20 protein-coding genes are annotated in these 17,431 nt (G+C 65.7%); 15 read left to right on the forward strand and 5 right to left on the reverse strand.

Features of this window, described 5'->3' with window-relative positions; genetic code table 11:
* Nucleotides 1-21: 21 nt before the first annotated feature.
* The 9 genes from V6M50_RS13070 to V6M50_RS13110 all read left to right on the forward strand — a co-directional run bounded on the left by V6M50_RS13070 (nt 22) and on the right by V6M50_RS13110 (nt 7,987).
* A complete protein-coding gene (locus V6M50_RS13070) occupies nt 22-1,173 on the forward strand; it encodes an 8-amino-7-oxononanoate synthase (RefSeq protein ID WP_332819004.1) in 1,152 nt (383 codons plus the stop codon).
* Nucleotides 1,170-1,778, forward strand: a complete 609-nt coding sequence (bioD, locus tag V6M50_RS13075) for a dethiobiotin synthase (RefSeq protein WP_332819005.1) — start codon at nt 1,170-1,172, stop codon at nt 1,776-1,778. Before V6M50_RS13070 ends, bioD begins: the two co-directional genes overlap by 4 nt.
* A gap of 121 nt (nt 1,779-1,899) precedes the next feature.
* On the forward strand, nt 1,900-3,180 hold the full coding sequence (locus tag V6M50_RS13080) for an adenosylmethionine--8-amino-7-oxononanoate transaminase (protein WP_332819006.1): 1,281 nt from the start codon (nt 1,900-1,902) through the stop codon (nt 3,178-3,180).
* Between the two features lie 55 nt (nt 3,181-3,235).
* Nucleotides 3,236-3,637 (forward strand): hypothetical protein, encoded by a 402-nt coding sequence (locus tag V6M50_RS13085; protein WP_332819007.1) that lies wholly within the window; start codon nt 3,236-3,238, stop codon nt 3,635-3,637.
* A 97-nt stretch (nt 3,638-3,734) separates the two neighbouring features.
* Complete coding sequence (locus tag V6M50_RS13090; RefSeq protein ID WP_332819008.1) at nt 3,735-4,376, forward strand: YceI family protein; 642 nt, start codon at nt 3,735-3,737, stop codon at nt 4,374-4,376.
* 85 nt (nt 4,377-4,461) lie between these two features.
* Nucleotides 4,462-4,818 (forward strand): hypothetical protein, encoded by a 357-nt coding sequence (locus V6M50_RS13095; protein WP_332819009.1) that lies wholly within the window; start codon nt 4,462-4,464, stop codon nt 4,816-4,818.
* Between the two features lie 171 nt (nt 4,819-4,989).
* Nucleotides 4,990-5,487, forward strand: a complete 498-nt coding sequence (locus tag V6M50_RS13100) for a rhodanese-like domain-containing protein (RefSeq protein WP_332819010.1) — start codon at nt 4,990-4,992, stop codon at nt 5,485-5,487.
* Between the two features lie 284 nt (nt 5,488-5,771).
* A complete protein-coding gene (gene leuA / locus V6M50_RS13105; RefSeq protein WP_332819011.1) occupies nt 5,772-7,436 on the forward strand; it encodes a 2-isopropylmalate synthase in 1,665 nt (554 codons plus the stop codon).
* Nucleotides 7,437-7,441: 5 nt separating this feature from the next.
* A complete protein-coding gene (locus tag V6M50_RS13110; RefSeq protein ID WP_332819012.1) occupies nt 7,442-7,987 on the forward strand; it encodes a GNAT family N-acetyltransferase in 546 nt (181 codons plus the stop codon).
* Here the strand turns inward: V6M50_RS13110 and V6M50_RS13115 are convergent.
* Nucleotides 7,984-8,289 (reverse strand): hypothetical protein, encoded by a 306-nt coding sequence (locus tag V6M50_RS13115; protein ID WP_332819013.1) that lies wholly within the window; start codon nt 8,287-8,289, stop codon nt 7,984-7,986. The genes V6M50_RS13110 and V6M50_RS13115 overlap by 4 nt on opposite strands.
* Before the next feature lie 436 nt (nt 8,290-8,725).
* Between V6M50_RS13115 and V6M50_RS13120 the strand changes: the two genes are divergently transcribed.
* Together V6M50_RS13120 and V6M50_RS13125 are read left to right on the forward strand one after the other, a co-directional pair.
* Complete coding sequence (locus V6M50_RS13120; RefSeq protein WP_332819014.1) at nt 8,726-9,034, forward strand: antitoxin Xre/MbcA/ParS toxin-binding domain-containing protein; 309 nt, start codon at nt 8,726-8,728, stop codon at nt 9,032-9,034.
* Between the two features lie 8 nt (nt 9,035-9,042).
* The gene (locus tag V6M50_RS13125; RefSeq protein ID WP_332819015.1) at nt 9,043-9,264 is read left to right on the forward strand and encodes a hypothetical protein; all 222 of its coding nucleotides are present in this window, start codon (nt 9,043-9,045) and stop codon (nt 9,262-9,264) included.
* 75 nt (nt 9,265-9,339) lie between these two features.
* Here V6M50_RS13125 and V6M50_RS13130 read toward each other — a convergent pair whose 3' ends face one another.
* Nucleotides 9,340-10,350 carry a GlxA family transcriptional regulator gene (locus V6M50_RS13130; RefSeq protein WP_332819016.1) on the reverse strand — a complete coding sequence of 337 codons (1,011 nt, stop codon included), beginning with the start codon at nt 10,348-10,350 and terminating at the stop codon, nt 9,340-9,342.
* Nucleotides 10,351-10,477: 127 nt separating this feature from the next.
* Between V6M50_RS13130 and V6M50_RS13135 the strand changes: the two genes are divergently transcribed.
* A complete protein-coding gene (locus V6M50_RS13135) occupies nt 10,478-11,305 on the forward strand; it encodes an alpha/beta fold hydrolase (protein ID WP_332819017.1) in 828 nt (275 codons plus the stop codon).
* A gap of 70 nt (nt 11,306-11,375) precedes the next feature.
* A complete protein-coding gene (locus V6M50_RS13140; RefSeq protein ID WP_332819018.1) occupies nt 11,376-11,870 on the forward strand; it encodes a hypothetical protein in 495 nt (164 codons plus the stop codon).
* Between the two features lie 52 nt (nt 11,871-11,922).
* Here the strand turns inward: V6M50_RS13140 and V6M50_RS13145 are convergent, their stop codons facing one another.
* Nucleotides 11,923-12,699: a CPBP family intramembrane glutamic endopeptidase gene (locus tag V6M50_RS13145; protein WP_332819019.1), complete on the reverse strand. Its 777-nt coding sequence runs from the start codon at nt 12,697-12,699 to the stop codon at nt 11,923-11,925.
* A gap of 216 nt (nt 12,700-12,915) precedes the next feature.
* Entirely contained in the window at nt 12,916-13,587 is a 672-nt protein-coding gene (locus V6M50_RS13150; protein WP_332819020.1) for a helix-turn-helix domain-containing protein, read from the reverse strand.
* A 151-nt stretch (nt 13,588-13,738) separates the two neighbouring features.
* On the opposite strand from V6M50_RS13150, the gene V6M50_RS13155 reads away from it, so the two are divergent.
* Together V6M50_RS13155 and V6M50_RS13160 are read left to right on the forward strand one after the other, a co-directional pair.
* Nucleotides 13,739-14,158 (forward strand): VOC family protein, encoded by a 420-nt coding sequence (locus tag V6M50_RS13155; protein ID WP_332819021.1) that lies wholly within the window; start codon nt 13,739-13,741, stop codon nt 14,156-14,158.
* A 63-nt stretch (nt 14,159-14,221) separates the two neighbouring features.
* The gene (locus V6M50_RS13160; RefSeq protein WP_332819022.1) at nt 14,222-15,193 is read left to right on the forward strand and encodes an NAD(P)H-dependent flavin oxidoreductase; all 972 of its coding nucleotides are present in this window, start codon (nt 14,222-14,224) and stop codon (nt 15,191-15,193) included.
* A 1,364-nt stretch (nt 15,194-16,557) separates the two neighbouring features.
* On the opposite strand, the gene V6M50_RS13165 is transcribed toward V6M50_RS13160, so the two are convergent.
* Complete coding sequence (locus V6M50_RS13165) at nt 16,558-17,391, reverse strand: hypothetical protein (protein WP_332819023.1); 834 nt, start codon at nt 17,389-17,391, stop codon at nt 16,558-16,560.
* Nucleotides 17,392-17,431 lie beyond the last annotated feature (40 nt).

Raw genomic sequence — 17,431 nt, forward strand, 5'->3', positions numbered from 1 at the left:
GGCTCCTCAGGACAAACAGCATTGAGCGACCGCAAAAACCCCTCCCCCTTCTTCACCGCCCACCGCAAGGATCTTGCCGCGCTGGCGGGCGAAGACCGCCTGCGCGCCCTCGCGCCACGCGCCGGCCGCGATTTCGCCTCGAACGACTATCTTGGCCTCGCCACATCCGACGCGCTGCGCGCCGCGCTCACCGCGGGCATCGAACGCGGCCTCCCCGCGGGCTCGGGCGGCTCGCGTTTGCTCCGCGGCAACCACGAAGAACATGAAGCGCTCGAAGCCCACGCCGCGCGCCATTATGGCAGCGAAGCCGCGCTCTTCTTCGCGACCGGATTTGCCGCCAACGCCGCACTGTTCGCGACGCTGCCACAGCGCGGCGACCTAATCGTCCACGACGAATATATCCACGCGAGCGCGCACGACGGCATGAAGCTCGGCCGCGCGGGCAGCATCGCCGCCGCGCATAACGATGCACAGGCGTTCGACGACATCATCACCCGCTGGCGCGCCGGCGGCGGTGCCGGGACCCCGTGGATCGCGGTCGAGAGCGTCTACAGCATGGATGGCGACCGCGCCCCGCTCGCCGATCTTGCCGCCATCGCCGATCGCCACGACGCGGTGCTCGTGGTCGACGAGGCGCACGCCACCGGCGTCTTCGGCCCCGGCGGCGCGGGACTCGCGCACGATCTTGCCGACCGCGACAATCTCATCACCCTCCACACCTGCGGCAAGGCCTTGGGCGCCGAAGGCGCGCTGCTCTGTGCCCCCGCGGTCGCCCGCGACTTCATCGTCAACCGCGGCCGCCCCTTCATCTTTTCGACCGCGCCCTCGCCGCTGATGGCGTGGCTCGTGCGCCAGGCGATCGAGATCGCCGCGAACGAGCCCGAGCGTCAGGCGCGCCTCCACGGCCTCGTCCGCCACGCCGCCGAACGCCTCGTCTCGCTCGGCATCGCCGCCAGCGGCACCCAGATCCTGCCCGTCGTTATCGGCGAGAACGACCGTACGATGCGCATCGCCGCGAACCTGCGCGAAGCAGGCTTCGACATCCGCGGAATCCGTCCGCCCACCGTGCCGCAGGGCACCGCGCGCCTCCGCATCGCGATCACGCTCAACACCGACGAAGCCGACATCGATGCGATGGCCGACGCGCTCGCCGCCGCGATGACCGCGGCGTGACCCGCTTTGTCGTCACCGGCACCGACACCGGCATCGGCAAGACGGTCTTTTCCGCCGCGCTCGCGGGCGCGCGTGGCGTCCCCTATTGGAAACCGGTGCAGGCGGGGCTGGAAGATGAAACCGACAGCGAAACCGTCGCGCGCCTTGCGGGCGTGACGGTGGTCCCCGAAGCCTATCGCCTCGCTACGCCCGCCTCGCCGCACCTCGCCGCCGACATCGACGGCGTGCGCATCGATCCGGGCCAGCTGAAGCCCCCCGCCGGCGACGTCATCATCGAGGGCGCGGGCGGCGCGCTCGTCCCGCTCACCGCCGATTTCCTCTTCGCCGACCTGTTCAACCGCTGGCAGATCCCGGTGATCGTCTGCGCGCGCACCGCACTCGGCACGATCAACCACAGCCTGCTCACGATCGAAGCCTTGCGCGCGCGCGGCGTCCCGATCCACGGCCTCGCCTTCCTCGGCGATCCCGTCCCCGACAGCGAGGCGATCATCCCGCAGATCAGCGGTGTCCGCCGGTTGGGCCGCCTGCCGATCATCGATCCGCTGACGAGCAAAAACCTTGCCGCAGCGTTCAGCGCGAACTTCGATCTATCGGATTTCTGCTAGCCACATTGTGCTCCCCGGCGGAAGCCGGGGCCCATAGCAACGTCTTGCTGGACCCCGGCTTTCGCCGGGGAGCACTGGGTTCCCGCTTTCGCGGGAATGACGAAAGTGTATGAAGCGCGCGATGAGCAGCAGCGCAAATTCCCCCGTCTGGCACCCCTTCACCCAGCACGGCCTCGGCGAACCGATCCCGCTGATCGCCCGCGGCGAAGGCGCGCGCCTCTACGCCCCCGACGGCAACCACTGGATCGACGCCATCTCCAGCTGGTGGGTCACCACCCACGGCCACGCGCACCCGCGCATCATGGCCGCGATCCGCGACCAGTCCGAAAAGCTCGACCAGCTCATCTTCGCCGGCTGGACACACGAACCCGCTGAAAGCCTCGCCGCCGAACTGATCCGCATCACCCCCGCCCCGCTCACCCGCGTCTTCTTCTCGGACTCGGGCTCGACCAGCGTCGAGGTCGCATTGAAAATGGCGCTCGGCTACTGGGCCAACATCGGCGCGCCGCGCAGCCGCATCCTCGTCCTCGAACACAGCTATCACGGTGACACGATCGGCGCGATGTCGGTCGGCGAACGCGGTGTGTTCAACAAACCCTACGAACCCCTGCTGTTCGACGTCGACACCATCCCCTTCCCCCACGAAGGCCTCGAACAGGCGACCCTCGACGCGCTCGAAGCCGCCTGCGCTGCCCAAAAAACGGGCAGCGTACCCGCCGCCTTCATCGTCGAACCGCTCATCCTCGGCGCCGGCGGCATGCTGATCTACCCCGCGTGGGTGCTCGCCGAAATGCGCAGCATCTGCGCCCGCCATGGCGTGCTCTTCATCGCCGACGAGGTGATGACCGGCTGGGGCCGCACCGGCACGCGCTTCGCGTGCGACCAGGCGGGCGTCATCCCCGACATCCTCTGCCTGTCGAAAGGCCTCACCGGCGGCGCGCTGCCGCTCGCGGTGACGCTGTGCATCGAACCGATCTTCGCCGCGCATTTCTCGGCCGACCGGGCCAAAACCTTCTATCATTCGTCGAGCTACACCGCGAACCCGATCGCCTGCGCCGCCGCCAACGCCAACCTCGAAATCTGGCGCGATGAGCCGGTGCAACAACGCATCGACATGCTCGCCGATGCGCAGGCAGCGCACCTCTCGATTCTCGCGACCGACCCGCGCGTCGCCAATCCCCGCCGCCTCGGCACCATCGCCGCGCTCGACGTCGTCGTCCCCGACGGCGGCTATCTCTCGAACCTCGCCCCGCGCCTTATCGCTTTCTATCGCGACCATGGGGTCTTGCTGCGCCCGCTCGGCAACACCATCTATGTGATGCCGCCTTATTGTATCACCGCCGACGAACTCGCCGCGGTCTGGCGCGCGATTTCAGCCTCGCTCGACCAGTCATTCGGCTGAGGTTCATCTTCGCGGCATAGACGGATCACAGGGGCTGGCGCGGAGGAATGCGATTTTGATACGGCCCACGCTCATCCTGTTCCCGCTGCTCGTCGCGCTTTCCGCGCCCGCGCTCGCGCAGGACGAGGATCTCGCGCAATCGGGCCAGCCGCCGCAACGCACCTCGGTTCTCTACACCTATGGCGACGAGCCCTGCCCCGAACCGCAGGACGACGAGATCATCGTCTGCGCGCAGCAGCCCGAATCCGAACGCTACCGCGTCCCCAAGGAACTGCGCGAAGAACTGAAGGAGGACGAGGCCGTCGGCGGCGGCAGCTGGGCCTCGGCGGTCGAAGGTTATGACAATATCGCGCGCGCCACCCGCCCGAACAGCTGTTCGCCGGTGGGCAGCTACGGTTTCACCGGCTGCACCGCCGCCGCGCTGCGCCAATGGTTCGAGGCGCGCCGCGCCCCCTGACGACGCGGGAAACGAAACGCAGGGTTTCCATGGCGCATGATTGACGGCGACGGCCTCGTTCGCCTAGCCTGAGCCTCCCCCAACAGGAGACCTCCTCATGCGCCGCATTGCTCCCTTCATCGCCCTCGCGCTCGCCGTCGTCGCGGTTCCCGTCGTTATCGCCCAAAGCCCCTCCAGCGCACCCGGCGCGCCCGACAAAACGCGCGTCACCGCTGGCACTTACGCCGCCGACGCCGGCCACACGATGGTCGTCTGGGAAGTCGATCATCTGGGCTTCAGCAAATATTCCGGCATCTTCGGCGACGTCACCGGCACGCTCGTCCTCGATCCGAAGAATCCGGCGGCGTCGAAGGTCGATGTGACGATCCCCGTCGCCAAGGTCACCACCGCCAGCGCGGGCCTCACCAGCCACCTGCTGCGCGCGGGCAAGGACGGCGGAAAGCCCGACTTCTTCGGCGCCGCGCCCGCCGACGCCAAATTCGTCTCGACCTCGGTCGTCGTCGATTCGGATGGCGACGAAGCAAAGGTCACGGGCAATTTGACGCTCAATGGGGTGACCAAGCCGGTGACCCTCGACGTCGATTTCCACGGCGCGGGCATGGGCATGACGAAGAAGGAAACCGTCGGCTTCAACGCCGAGACGACGATCAAGCGCAGCGACTTCGGCATCTCGATGGGCATTCCCTATGTCAGCGACGCGGTCGAACTCGAAATCCACGCCGCGTTCGAAAAACAATAGGCCCCACGCCAATCTGTCACACGCACCGGGTAAAACGGGGGCGGGACCTTTCGCGGGTCCCGCCCTTTTTCGCAGGAGCCGTGTGATGAGCGAACTGGTACGCGAAATTGTCGAAGTGAACGCCTTTATCGGCGGCGACGAGGAAAATCCGGTGCTGACGGTCGAGGCCGAGGGCCTGACACCCACCGCGGGCTGGAGCGAGGTCCGGCTCGAGCCGCATGTCTATATCACCCCGCCCGAGGACGGCATCCAGGATTTCGATCTCGTCGGCGACCGTCCGACGGGTTCGGCCGCCGACGCGCTGACGCCGGTCGAAGCCGCGTGGGAAGGCCCGCTCGAAGACTGGCTGATCGGCGTCCGCATCCACGCGGTCGACAATATGATCGAGGATGAGGTTTTCGAACCGTGGGACGAGGAAGACGACGAGAGCGAAGCCGCCTGAGTTCCAACTTCGTCATCCCCGCGGGGCCGAAGGCGGCGCGGGAATGACGATATGAACTTTCCCCTGCCTACGCCGGACCGCGTCATGCCTCGCGGTCCGGCGTCATTTTTTCGGTTCATCGCCCAGCCAGCCAGTGTCGCCTAGCCTCCCTCCATTCAAGGGAGGATCATCATGCGCACCCTGCTTCTCGCTCTCGCCCTCACCGCCGCCCCCGTGATGGCCCAGAACGCGGCGAACCCGAACCCCCAGATCGACTACCCCGGCTTCCAGGCGCTCACCGCTTCGGTCGCGCCAGAGCGCGCGACACGCCTCGTCGCCTTCGATCGTTTCAAGGCCGAGGCGGCGAAACCCGACGTCCTGCTCCTCGACGCCCGCTCAAAGGATGCCTTCGCGCGCGGCCATATCGACGGCGCGGTCAACCTGCCGCTCACCGATTTTACCGCGGAGAGCCTTGCCGCGGTGATCGGCGCCGACCCGAACCGCCCGATCCTCATCTATTGCAACAATAATTTCCGCAACGACGCGGCCCCGGTCCGCATGAAGGCCGCGCCGCTCGCGCTCAATATCCAGACTTTCATCAACCTCGTGGGCTATGGCTATCCCAATGTCCTCGAACTCGCCGACGTCGTCGATTTCAACGATCCGAAGGTGGGCTGGGTGAAAAACTAGCCTTCGTCATTCCCGCGAAAGCGGGAACCCAGCGAACCACCGTTGCGGGCTGGGTTCCCGCTTTCGCGGGAATGACGAAAGAGTAATAGCGGCGCAATTTTCGCATCCCCCCCTTGCCAAGCGCGACATTTTAAACCAATAGCCTCCTCATGCGCGGCAACGCCCTTCTTCTTCTGCGACTTACACGCCCTTGGGCGTGACACTGGCTGCGCGCTAGTCGCGGCCACCCGCTCAAGGGTCCGATCGACACAGACGCAACCACCCGCAGAAGAAATTTAAAAACCATGACCATGCTCCGCGACCCATCGGTCAAGTACCGATCCTTTCCGCAGGTGCCGCTCGCGAACCGCGAATGGCCATCCCGCGTCACCACCAAGGCGCCGATCTGGCTCTCGACCGACATGCGCGACGGCAACCAGGCGCTCATCGACCCGATGGATGCCGAGAAAAAGGCGCGCTTCTTCGACCTGCTCTGCCGCATCGGCCTGAAAGAGATCGAGGTCGGCTTCCCCAGCGCCGGCGCGACCGAATTCGACTTCATCTCGGGATTAGTAAAGTCCGGCCGCATCCCCGACGACGTCACCCCGCAGGTGCTGACCCAGTCGCGCGCCGACCTGATCCGCACCAGCTTCGACAGCCTCGCGGGTGCGAAAACCGCGATCGTCCACGTCTACAACGCGGTCAGCCCGGCGTGGCGGCGCATCGTCTTCGGCATGGAAATGCCCGAGATCAAACAGATCGCGATCGACGGCGCGAAGCAGCTGCGCGACAATGCCTCGCGCCTGCCCGGCACCGACTGGCGCTTCGAATATAGCCCCGAAACCTTCTCGACCGCCGAAATCGATTTCTCGATCGAGGTTTGCGCCGCAGTGATGGACGTCCTCCAGCCGACGGCCGAAAACCCGATCATCCTCAACCTCCCCGCGACGGTCGAGGCGGCGACCCCGAACATCTACGCCGACCAGATCGAATATTTTGCGAAGAATCTGCCGAACCGCGAGGCGGCGATCATCAGCCTGCACACCCACAACGACCGCGGCACCGGGGTCGCGGCGGCCGAACTCGGCCTGCTCGCCGGCGCCGACCGCGTCGAGGGCTGCCTGTTCGGCAATGGCGAGCGCACCGGCAACACCTGCCTCGTCACCATCGCGCTCAACATGTACACGCAGGGCGTCGACCCCGAACTCGACTTCTCGAACATCGACGAGGTCATCCAGACGGTCGAATATTGCAACCAGCTCCCCGTCCACCCGCGCCACCCCTATGGCGGCGAACTCGTCTACACGGCGTTTTCGGGCAGCCATCAGGACGCGATCAAGAAGGGCTTCGCCGCGCGCGAACGCCAGAATGACGAGACATGGGAAGTCCCCTACCTCCCCATCGACCCCGCCGACCTCGGCCGCAGCTATGAAGCGGTGATCCGCGTCAACAGCCAGTCGGGCAAGGGCGGCGTCGCCTGGGTGCTCGAACAGGATAAGGGGCTGAAACTCCCCAAGAAAATGCAGGCGAGCTTCAGCCATGTCGTCCAGGCGCTCGCCGACGAAACCAGCCGCGAACTCGGCGCCGAGGACATCTGGGGCGCCTTCGAACGCACCTACCTCGCCACCGAGGGCAAGCGCTTCCAGCTCGTCGACTGGTCCGAAAGCCATTCGGGCACCGACCGCATCTTCGCCGGCAAGCTCACCATCGACGGCGCCACCCGCAGCGTCAGCGGTCGCGGCAACGGCCTGATGAGCAGCGTCATCGCCGCGCTTGCGGAGTCAGGAGGCCCGATCATGGACATCGTCGACTATAGCGAGCACGCGATCGGCCAGGGCAGCAATGTGCAGGCCGCCGCATACGTGGAGTGCCGCACCGCGGACGGGAAGAGCCTGTTCGGGTGCGGGCTGGACACCGACGTCGCGACGGCGAGCGTGCGGGCGATCCTGAGCGCCGCTAACGGCGCTTGAGCCGCATGTTCACCCATCGCCTTGCGCAGCCATCGGACCTCGCCGCGCTGCGCGAGGTGATGGCACTGGCGATCGCCGAGCTGCAAAAGGGCTTCCTCGACAACGCGCAGATCGCCGCGAGCCATATGGTGATGGGCCTCGATACCCAGCTGATCGCCGACGGCACCTATTTTATTGTCGAAAGCGACGGTGGCATCGCCGGCTGCGGCGGCTGGTCGCGGCGCGCGACGCTCTACGGCGGCGACCACAGCAAGGACCTGCGCGACCCCGCGCTGCTCGATCCCGCCACCGATGCCGCGCGTATCCGCGCGATGTACACCCACCCCGCCCACGCGCGCAAAGGCGTCGGGCGGATGGTCATGGCGCTTTGCGAAGCCGCTGCGCGCGATGCGGGCTTCGCGCGCGCCGAACTGATGGCGACGCTATCGGGCGAACCGCTCTACCGCGCATGCGGCTATGCCCCGATCGAGCGGATCGAGGCGCTGGGGCCGAACGAGGTGATCGTCCCGCTTATCCGCATGGGCAAACCGCTGGCCGAGCCGCAACCCTAGTCCACCACCCAATAGTCGCTCGCCCCGCCGGGTTCATGACCGCGGCGGCAAATCACTTCGCCGTCCTTCGACAGCTCGGCCCACGCACCGATCGGCTCGCGCTCCATCATCGCCAGCGCCGCGCCGACGTCCTCGGCCTCGAACGCGACCCGCTTTTCCATCCCGAACCAGGCATCCTGGTATCGCAATATATAGGTGGCCATCGGGCGCGCGCCGCCCGGCGGATCGGCGTCTATGGGACGCGGCAGGCAGTCGCATTCGCCGCTGTCCCGGCCGTTCGGATTTTCGTGGGGGAGTTTCACTTGGGGGATGCCTTCGTTGGGGGAAGCGAAGGGGCAGTGCCGATGGCCTGTTCAGCCGTGACCGCCGCCGGGGCGAAAGGGATTGGTCTGCGATGCGTCTCCTTGCCGCGCTCTGGCCCGCGCGGGCGTACGGACGGCGCCGCGAACGGCGGCGCGGAATGTCCGAAAATATATGTATATCATTGCCATACACCCCGCCTGTGCCGCCGTGCCGTTCGACCGGCGACCATTTCGAATCGACAAACGACTTGACGTTTGCATCGCGCAATGGGGGTGCCGAAGCGTGCGATCCGCCGCCGGGGAGCCCCTCCCCGGCACCGCCTTACAATATCCTCGCCGCATCCCCATATGACAGTCATCGCGGCACGCGTTTCAGTAGGCCGCCGCGGCTGAGAGACATGCGCGCTCCCGCTTACGAGAGAGGAGCCGCGTCCCCATGAATCCTGATCCTCATGCCGATCCCCATCCCGAACCCGCACCGCTCGCCCCCGCCAAGGCGCGATCCAACAGCTTCTTTCGCCAGCGGCGCACCCCGCTCGCGCATGACGACGCACGGCGTCAGGGCGACATCAGCCAGCTCGCTTTCCTGACGATGGGCGGGCGCGATCCCGCCATCGCGTTCCTCAACACCGAGAATCCCGCGCTCGGCGGCCGCCCGCTCGCCATCGCCACCGCAAGCGCCGAAGGCTTTGAACAGGTCGCCACCGCGATCCGCGCCTGGGCGCGCGACCCGGGCTTCGAATGAGCCGCGCGATGAACCTGACGCTGCCCGAAAGCGAGGTGAAGGACATCTGTCTTTCGCAAGGGGTCAGCATCAGCGCGATCGAGCCGCTTCAGTCGGGCGGCACCCGCCTCGTCTGCACGACCGGCGCCGGCGCCGAAGAAATGCGCCTCCGGTTTCGCGGTCACCTGATCGACGGCGCGGTCACGCGCCACCGCTTCTATCGCCCACCGGGATCGCAAGGCGGATATTAGCCGCCACAGGATCTGGGCGGCAGGAGCAAGGAAACGAGACCGCGGAAGATCGCCGCGGGCGGTATCCCCGCTGGCCTAGGCGACCTCGGCCAGCGCTTGCGAAGTTGAGAAACGCTGGCGATATTCGCCCGGCGACAGGCCGATGATGCGGTGGAACAGCTTGCGGAACGCCGCGGCATCCTCATACCCGACGCTCCACGCGATCTGGTCGACGGTGCGCTTGGTGAATTCGAGCAGTTCGCGCGCCTTGCCGACGCGCAGATGCTGGACATATTCGACAGGGGTCATGCCGGTCGCCGCCTTGAAACGGCGCTGGAAGGTGCGCTCCTCCATCCCCGCCTCGCCCGCCATCTCGGGCACCGCGACCGGCCCCGCGCCGCGCGCCTGCAGCCAGTGCTGGACCCGCAATATCGCCTCGTCGCCGTGCGTCAGCCTGGGCGCGAAGCTCGCATAATTCTTCTGCTCGCGCCCGCTCGGATCGATCAGCAGGAAGCGCGCGGTTTCCATCATCACCGTCGGCCCGAGCAACCGTTCGACGATGCGGAGGCCAAGGTCGGTCCATGCCATCAGTCCGCCGGCGGTAATGATGTCGCCGTCGTCGATCACCATCCGGTCGGCCTCGAGCCGCACGTCGGGGAAGCGGGTGCGGAACTCCTCGGCAAAATACCAGTGCGTCGTCGCCGGCCGTCCGGCGAGCAGGCCGGTGGCGGCGAGCGCGAACGCGCCGCCGCAGTTCGACGCCAGCACCGTGCCCTGCGCATGGCGATCGAGCAGCCAGCGTGCATAGGGCGCAACTTCTTCGGCTTCGAGCAGCTTGTGCAGGCTACCCGGCGCGATCAAGACCGCGGGCGAATTGTCGGCGGGCTCGCCCGGATGGCTATCGAAGCAACGCGCGAAACCGCCGCCAGCCTGCAACCGCCAGTGGCTCACCCGGATCGGCGCGCGGCCATGGTCGACCGCGAAGCGCCCGGCGATGTGGAACAGGTCAGTGATGCCGTGAACCATGCCGGTCTGGCAATCGGGATAAAGCATCATCCCGACCTCGACCAGCGCGGGCGGGGCGTCCGGCACCTTCAACTTGGGCATATCGCTTCCTTTGTCGGATTTGGCCCGCATAATGTCGCGTCCGCCAATCCCGCGCAAGGCCGGAACGGCCTATTTCCAATCCATCGGGACGGACACCCCGCCCTTCGAAAATGAAAGGAAGCACGACATGACCACGGTCACCACCAAGGACGGTACGAACATCTTCTTCAAGGACTGGGGTCCGAAGGATGGACAGCCGATCGTCTTCTCGCACGGCTGGCCGCTCAGCGCCGACGCCTGGGACGCCCAGATGGTCTTCTTCGCCAATCAGGGCTTCCGCACCATCGCCCACGACCGCCGCAGCCATGGGCGTTCGGACCAGGTCTGGGAAAACAACAATATGGACCAGTACGCCGACGATCTCGCCGAACTGATCGAACAGCTCGACCTGAAAGACGTCATCCTGGTCGGCCACTCGACCGGCGGCGGCGAAGTCACCCGCTATATCGGCCGCCACGGCACGGCCCGGGTCGCGAAGGTCGCACTGATCGGCGCGGTCCCCCCGCTGATGCTCAAGACCGAAGCCAATCCGGGCGGCCTGCCGATCGACGTCTTCGACGGCATCCGCAAGGGCACCTTCGACAACCGCCCGCAGTTCTTCAAGGACCTCACGCTGCCCTTCTACGGCTACAACCGCGACGGCGCGGTGGTGTCCGAAGCGGTGCGCGACGACTTCGTGCGGCAGGGGATGAACGGCGGCCTCAAGGGCCTGCTCGACAGCATCCGTGCCTTTTCGGAAAGCGACTTCAACGAAGACCTGAAGAAGTTCGACAAGCCCACCCTCGTCCTCCACGGCGACGACGACCAGATCGTGCCGATCGGCGCCGCGGCGCTCTCGACCGTGAAGATCGTCAAGCAGGCGGTGCTCAAGGTCTATGAAGGCGGCAGCCACGGCCTCACCGTTACCGAACAGGACCGGTTCAACGCCGATCTTCTCGATTTCATCAACAGCTGATAAGGAAGAGGCGCGGGCCCCAAGAATTCTTGGGACAGCCGCGCCTCCTCACCTAATAAGGAGACGTGCCATGATCCTCGGTTTGACCATCCCGCAATTCACCGTCCTCCATGTCGCGATCAGCTTCGTCGGCATCGGCGCCGGTCTCGTCGCGCTCCCCGCCTTCGCCCGCGGCCGCATCCTGCCCCGCACGAACGGCGTCTTCCTCTGGACGACCTTGCTCACCAGCCTGACGGGCTTCCTCTTCCCCATCGTGGCTTTCACCCCGGCGCTCGGCACGGGGATCGTCTCGACGCTGGTGCTCGCGGTCGCCTTCTGGGCCTGGTACGCCCGCAAGCTCGCCGGCCGCGCCGCACCGATCTATGCCGTGACCGCAACGATGGCGCTCTGGCTCAACCTGTTCGTGCTGGTGGTGCAGTCCTTTCTGAAAGTGCCCGCGCTCAACGCGCTCGCCCCAAATGGCACCGAGCCGCCCTTTGCGGCGGCGCAGGGCGCGCTGCTGATCGTCATGATCGGTCTCGGCTATCTCGCCTTCAAGGCCAGCCGCCGCCCGATCACGGCCTGACCCTCATCCCGAAACACGACTCCAAGGGCGGCCGACGGCCGCCCTTGCCGCGTCAGGCCCATAGCGCGTTGAGCGCAATCACGATCCCCACCTCGGTAAAATTGCCGACCCCGTGCGCGACGATCGGCGCCAGCAGGCTGCGCGACCGTTCCATCAGCCAGACATAGAGGAGCCCCCAGGCAAAGGCGTAAACCTGCTGCGCCATCGCCTGATAAAAGGGATCGACGGTGAAGGATTGCCAGTGCGCGAGCCCGAACAGCAGCGCGACAATATAGGCCGCAACCGGCAGGTCGAGCGACCCGATCCGCAAGCGCCCCGGTACAAGCACCACCAGCATGCCGACGAGCAGCCCGCGAAAGATTGTCTCCTCCGCCAGGCCCGTGGTGATCATGCCCAGAAGGTAACCCGCCGAATCGAGCGGCGACTGCGAATAGCTCATGTCGGGCGCCGTCTGCGCCGCCAGCGCGGGCCAATAATCGGCGAAAAGCATCACAAGCCCCATGCCGACCCCGAGCAACAGCGCGACGCCCGCATAGCTGCGCCCCGGCGGCCAGCGCAGATGCGCATCGGCGGCAGGGAGCAGCCGCCGCATGACCAACACCGCGATCAGGCCAAGCAGCGCCTGAAAGGCGATCGCAAGAAGCAAAAAGACCGAAACATGGTCGACCCACAGCGACTCTCCGGCGCGATAAAGCGCGCGCGCCGGAATCCGGCCGAGTTCGAGCAGCCCTTCCATCAACAACGCGGCAAGCACGATCGGCCACAGGCGGAAACGAAAGTCGGAAAGCGCCACAAAGGGGCGCGGCGAAGCGGGAGAGAGGCTTGTCATGCCCACCGCCTAACCCGGCGGCGCGCTGCACTTCTTGAAGAAATGTGATGCGCGGCGGAAGACGGCTAACGACCGGAAGCGGCCCTTCCTTTCATCGTCATCCCGGACTTGATCCGGGATCCACGACGACGGCGCAGCGATGGATCCCGGATCAAGTCCGGGATGACGAAGCGGAGTAGTTTGCCGTCTGCTTCCCACCCCAAAGCCGACATTCAATCAACCGGCCGCCACCCGCCACTGCCGCGGCGGCAGCCCGGTCAACCGTGTCACCGCGCGCGTCATATGCGCCTGATCGGCGTAACCCGCCTCCACCGCGATTCCGGCAAGACTGTCGCCGCTCGCAACGATCATCCGCCACGCCCGCTTGGCCTGGCAATCGGCGCGATAGGCCACTGGCGACACACCGTAAATCTTCTCGAAACAGCGCGAGACATGTTCGCGCGACCGCTCTCGTGCCGCCGCCCATTCGCCGATCTGCGGCGGCTCTGCTTCGCGCAGCGCCATCGCGAGCTGGTCGGCGGGCTCCCCCTCGCCTTCCTCGTCCCGCGGCTCCAATTCCTCGAGCAACGCCCGCACCGCATCGATCGGGTTGCGTTCGGCGAGCCGCACCAGGTGATCGGGGTCGGCGACCCGCCCGCGAGCCGCCCATTCGCGCCCATCGAACGGCAACGGCAGGTCGAGCACCACCGTCCGCGTCGCCGAAATGCGGTCGCGGTGCGCCGAAAAAGGTCCGTGGAGCAGCACTTCGCCTGCCCGCGCGGCGATCCGCCCCGAATCGCCCGCTTCCTCATAGGCGCCGGCCAGCACCACCGTCGCATAAGGTTCGCGATGATGGTGGCGCGCGATGTCGGCCGAGGCGGGCAACAGGCTGGGCTGAAGCAACTGCATGGCCCACCTTGTCTTGCCCGGCCGCGGATCGCAACCGCCGCCGGACCAACCCTCGTCACACGTCGATGGACAGCCTAGGGGCGCCCCGATTAGAAATGCGCCATGACCGCCGCGCGGGCCATCCGCGCAAAGATGTTGAGGAGCGACCGCCATGGAAACACCCCCATTTGCCCTCCGCGCGATCGATCATGTCGTGCTTCGCGTCGTCGATCTCGACCGCATGGTCGCCTTCTATCAAGACGTTCTCGGCTGCGCCGACGAGCGCGCGCAACCCGAAATCGGACTCTATCAATTGCGCGCGGGCCGCTCGCTGATCGATCTCGTCACCATCGACGGCAAGCTTGGCGCGATGGGCGGCGCGGCGCCGGGACCCGAGGGCCGCAATGTCGACCATTTCGCGATTGCGATCGACCCGTTCGATGACCCCGCCATCCGTACCCACCTGGCCCGTCACGGCGTCGCGATCGAGCAAGCCGGCCCGCGCTATGGCGCACAAGGCGAAGGACCGTCGATCTATATCAGCGACCCGGAAGGCAATGTCGTCGAACTCAAAGGCCCCGCGTTCGACTGAACATCTTGCACCGCCTTCCGTTTACGTTAAGGTCAGTTGCAAACAGCAACCGGAGAATGATTCATGGCCCTTCCCCCGATTTTCGACCGCCTGCGCCTGCCTGTGATCGGATCGCCACTGTTCATCGTTTCGGGTCCCGAACTGGTCATCGCGCAGTGCAAGGCGGGGGTGGTCGGCAGTTTCCCGGCGCTCAACGCGCGGCCGCAATCGCTGCTCGACGAATGGCTCCACCAGATCACCGAAGAACTGGCGGCGTGGGACCGCGCCAATCCCGACCGGCTGTCGGCGCCTTACGCCGTCAATCAGATCGTCCATAAGTCGAACGACCGGCTCGAGGCGGACATCGCGACCTGCGCCAAATGGAAGGTGCCGATTACGATCACGTCGCTCGGCGCGCGCGAGGAATTGAACCAGGCGGTGCACAGCTGGGGCGGCATCACGCTCCACGACATCATCGACGACCGCTTCGCGCGCAAGGCGATCGAAAAGGGCGCCGACGGCCTGATTCCCGTCGCGGCGGGTGCGGGCGGCCACGCCGGCCGCCAGTCGCCCTTTGCGCTGGTGCAGGAAATCCGCGAATGGTTCGACGGCCCCGTCGCGCTGTCGGGTGCCATCGGCCACGGCCGCTCGGTCCTCGCCGCGCAGGCATGCGGCGCCGACCTCGCCTATATCGGCAGCGCCTTCATCGCGACCGCCGAAGCCAATGCCGAGGACAGCTACAAGAACGGCATCGTCGAGGGCCGCGCGGGCGACATCGTCTATTCGAACCTCTTCACCGGGGTGCACGGCAACTACCTGCGCCAATCGATCGTCGCCGCGGGCATGGACCCTGAAAACCTGCCCGAAGGCGATCTCAAGACGATGAACTTCGGCTCGGGCGGCAACACCAAGGTCAAGGCGTGGAAGGATATCTGGGGATCGGGCCAGGGCATCGGCCCGGTCACCGCAGTGCGCCCCGTCGCCGAATATGTCGCCGAACTCGAAGCCCAATATCTGGCGGCGCGGCGAGAGCTTGAGGCAAAGGTCAGGCTGTAACGCCGACAATTATGGCGATTGCAAGCCGGGACGCCGATGTCGGCTTTGGGGTGGGAAGCAGACGCTGAGTTAGTCAGGCTGCGATGTAGTTCGCCGCTTCCAAAGCGCATATGCAACCGAAACGGGAAATGCGACGGCGACGTATAGGATCGGCAGAACGAGGCCAAACACCATGATGGCAAGAAAATCCATCCGCCCCGAGTCTCCATGTATGTTCTCGTCATAGTCGTAAGGTATCGGCGTCGGAGTGGCCATGACGTAGCACGCAAGGCTGAGAAAAATTAAGGGGGCGAGACCTAGACGGAGAAGCCACCAGCGCGTTGAAAAACGCGCCCTGAATGCTTTGCTTAGCAACAAGCTGGACAGGATGATTAGCACAGGTGGGATTGCGATGAGCAGGACCATGACAGCTTCATATGCTGCATTACTTCGGCGAACAATCAATGTCCGCAACCGGTCGCTTGCTGCCATTTCGTCCCGAATTGCGCCGAACGGCAAAACGGGGTGGCAAGCGGTCGCTGCTCCATCCGTGCGCCTAACCTCCGTTGCAGGCTCCTGTTGGCTGCCATTCATGTGCATGACCAAGGGACTGACCCGACGGATGAACGATAACAGCAAGCGCGCGCCTGCCGCCTACAGCCGCGTAGAGAACCATCGGCGTTTTCGCCGGGACTAACACCTGTTCCCCGCCCCGGGTTCGATTAATGCCATCAGGTGTCTCGACGCATTGCTGCCCGTCCAGAATTAGCAGGGCCTCGGGTCCGTCGTGCATGTGAACCCGGGTTTGCATTCCGGATACCAACCACGTCTGCAGAAAGGTCGCGGTGTGAGGAACGGGGGAAGCAAGCTGCATTGGTCCCAGACTTGCAACATGGCGTCCGCCCTTCGGCGCCCATTGCCCCGGCGTCACCGCCATCAAGTAAATCCGGCCATAAGCGGCAATCACTTCGGCGTTCTTCCCCTTGGCCTGCGCTGCCAATTCGGAGGATGCAAACTCGTATATGTGCCAATAGACCTGTCGGTCTCCTGGTGCCGTCACGGGCTGGCTTCCCAAGATCCAGCACCCAATCTGGTCCCTGTGTTTGTCCACGGGGAGACAACGGACATCCTTCGCCGCCATAGAGGTCTCGACGGCCCAGGCTGGTTCGGCGCAGCCGCCAGTAGCCAATGCTATCATGAAGGGGCTCAGAAGCAGTGTAGAGCTATTGCGTGCCATATCTTCTCCAGTGCCGATGGAAATGTGGCTCGCTGCGCTCCTTAGCATAGTCCGGGACAGGACGCACCGTTCGGGAATGATCGCAATGGGACGACTGCTGCCACGGTCATCTTCCGGTCGTTAGCTGTCATTCTATTCCCCAGCCCCATCAACCGTCGCGGCCAAACTCGACAAGCACCGTCGACCGTGCACTTCCGCCGGCCGTCCGGGGCGACAGGTCCATCCATTCGCCCGCCCCCAGCCCACGCATCGTGCGCGCGTGGCGGATCGGACCGTTGAGCATCATGTCGAGCGCGAGCCGCGACAGGCGCCGGACCATTTCGGCAACGGTCCAGCCGTTCGGGATCCGTGCTTCCAGTTCCTGCCCCGCGAGCAGCGCCAGCCCGCGCGTCCCCATGCGCGCGCCACCCTCGATTTCATGGCGCCGGAATGCGACCAGATGCAGCACCGGCGGCATGCCACTGACGAGCATTTCGGCGATCGAAGCACGAAATTGCGGCGCGTCCGACCATAGCCGCGCCGGCGACCAGAAAATATGGCTGGCATCGAACAGGTCGATCAGCAGCACCATCATCTTGAAAAATTCGCGCATTCGCGTTGGTTGTCCGGCCGACGTGCCGGGTGCATCGCCTCGCTCGGGAATGAAGACCCAGCATTGGCCGCTTTTGCGCCAGTCACGTGGCAGGCTGGCGGCAAGCAAGCTGGTCGACGGGTGATCGGGGTCCGCCATGTCGAGTGCGGCGCCGGCGGCGCGCCCCGCCAACACCGTCACCGCCCCGAATGTCAGGCGAAAGCGTGGGGTAGCGATCCGTGCCGCGATGTCGGGATCGACCTCGCCCACACGCTCGGGCCGCAACCCCATGTGCCGCAGCGACGTTTCCAGCGCCTCGTCTGAATCGCCGTGCATCGCGGCCCCGACGATCAGGGCAAAGGGCTCCGGTGGCACCGGCAGGATCAGAGCGTCGCTATTGCCGGCATCCATAGGGCTGGTCGACCTTTGAGGGTTCGCCCTTGCATTGCAA

It is taken from the genome of Sphingopyxis sp. (genome assembly GCF_036675685.1).
In the GTDB taxonomy this organism is placed as follows: domain Bacteria; phylum Pseudomonadota; class Alphaproteobacteria; order Sphingomonadales; family Sphingomonadaceae; genus Sphingopyxis.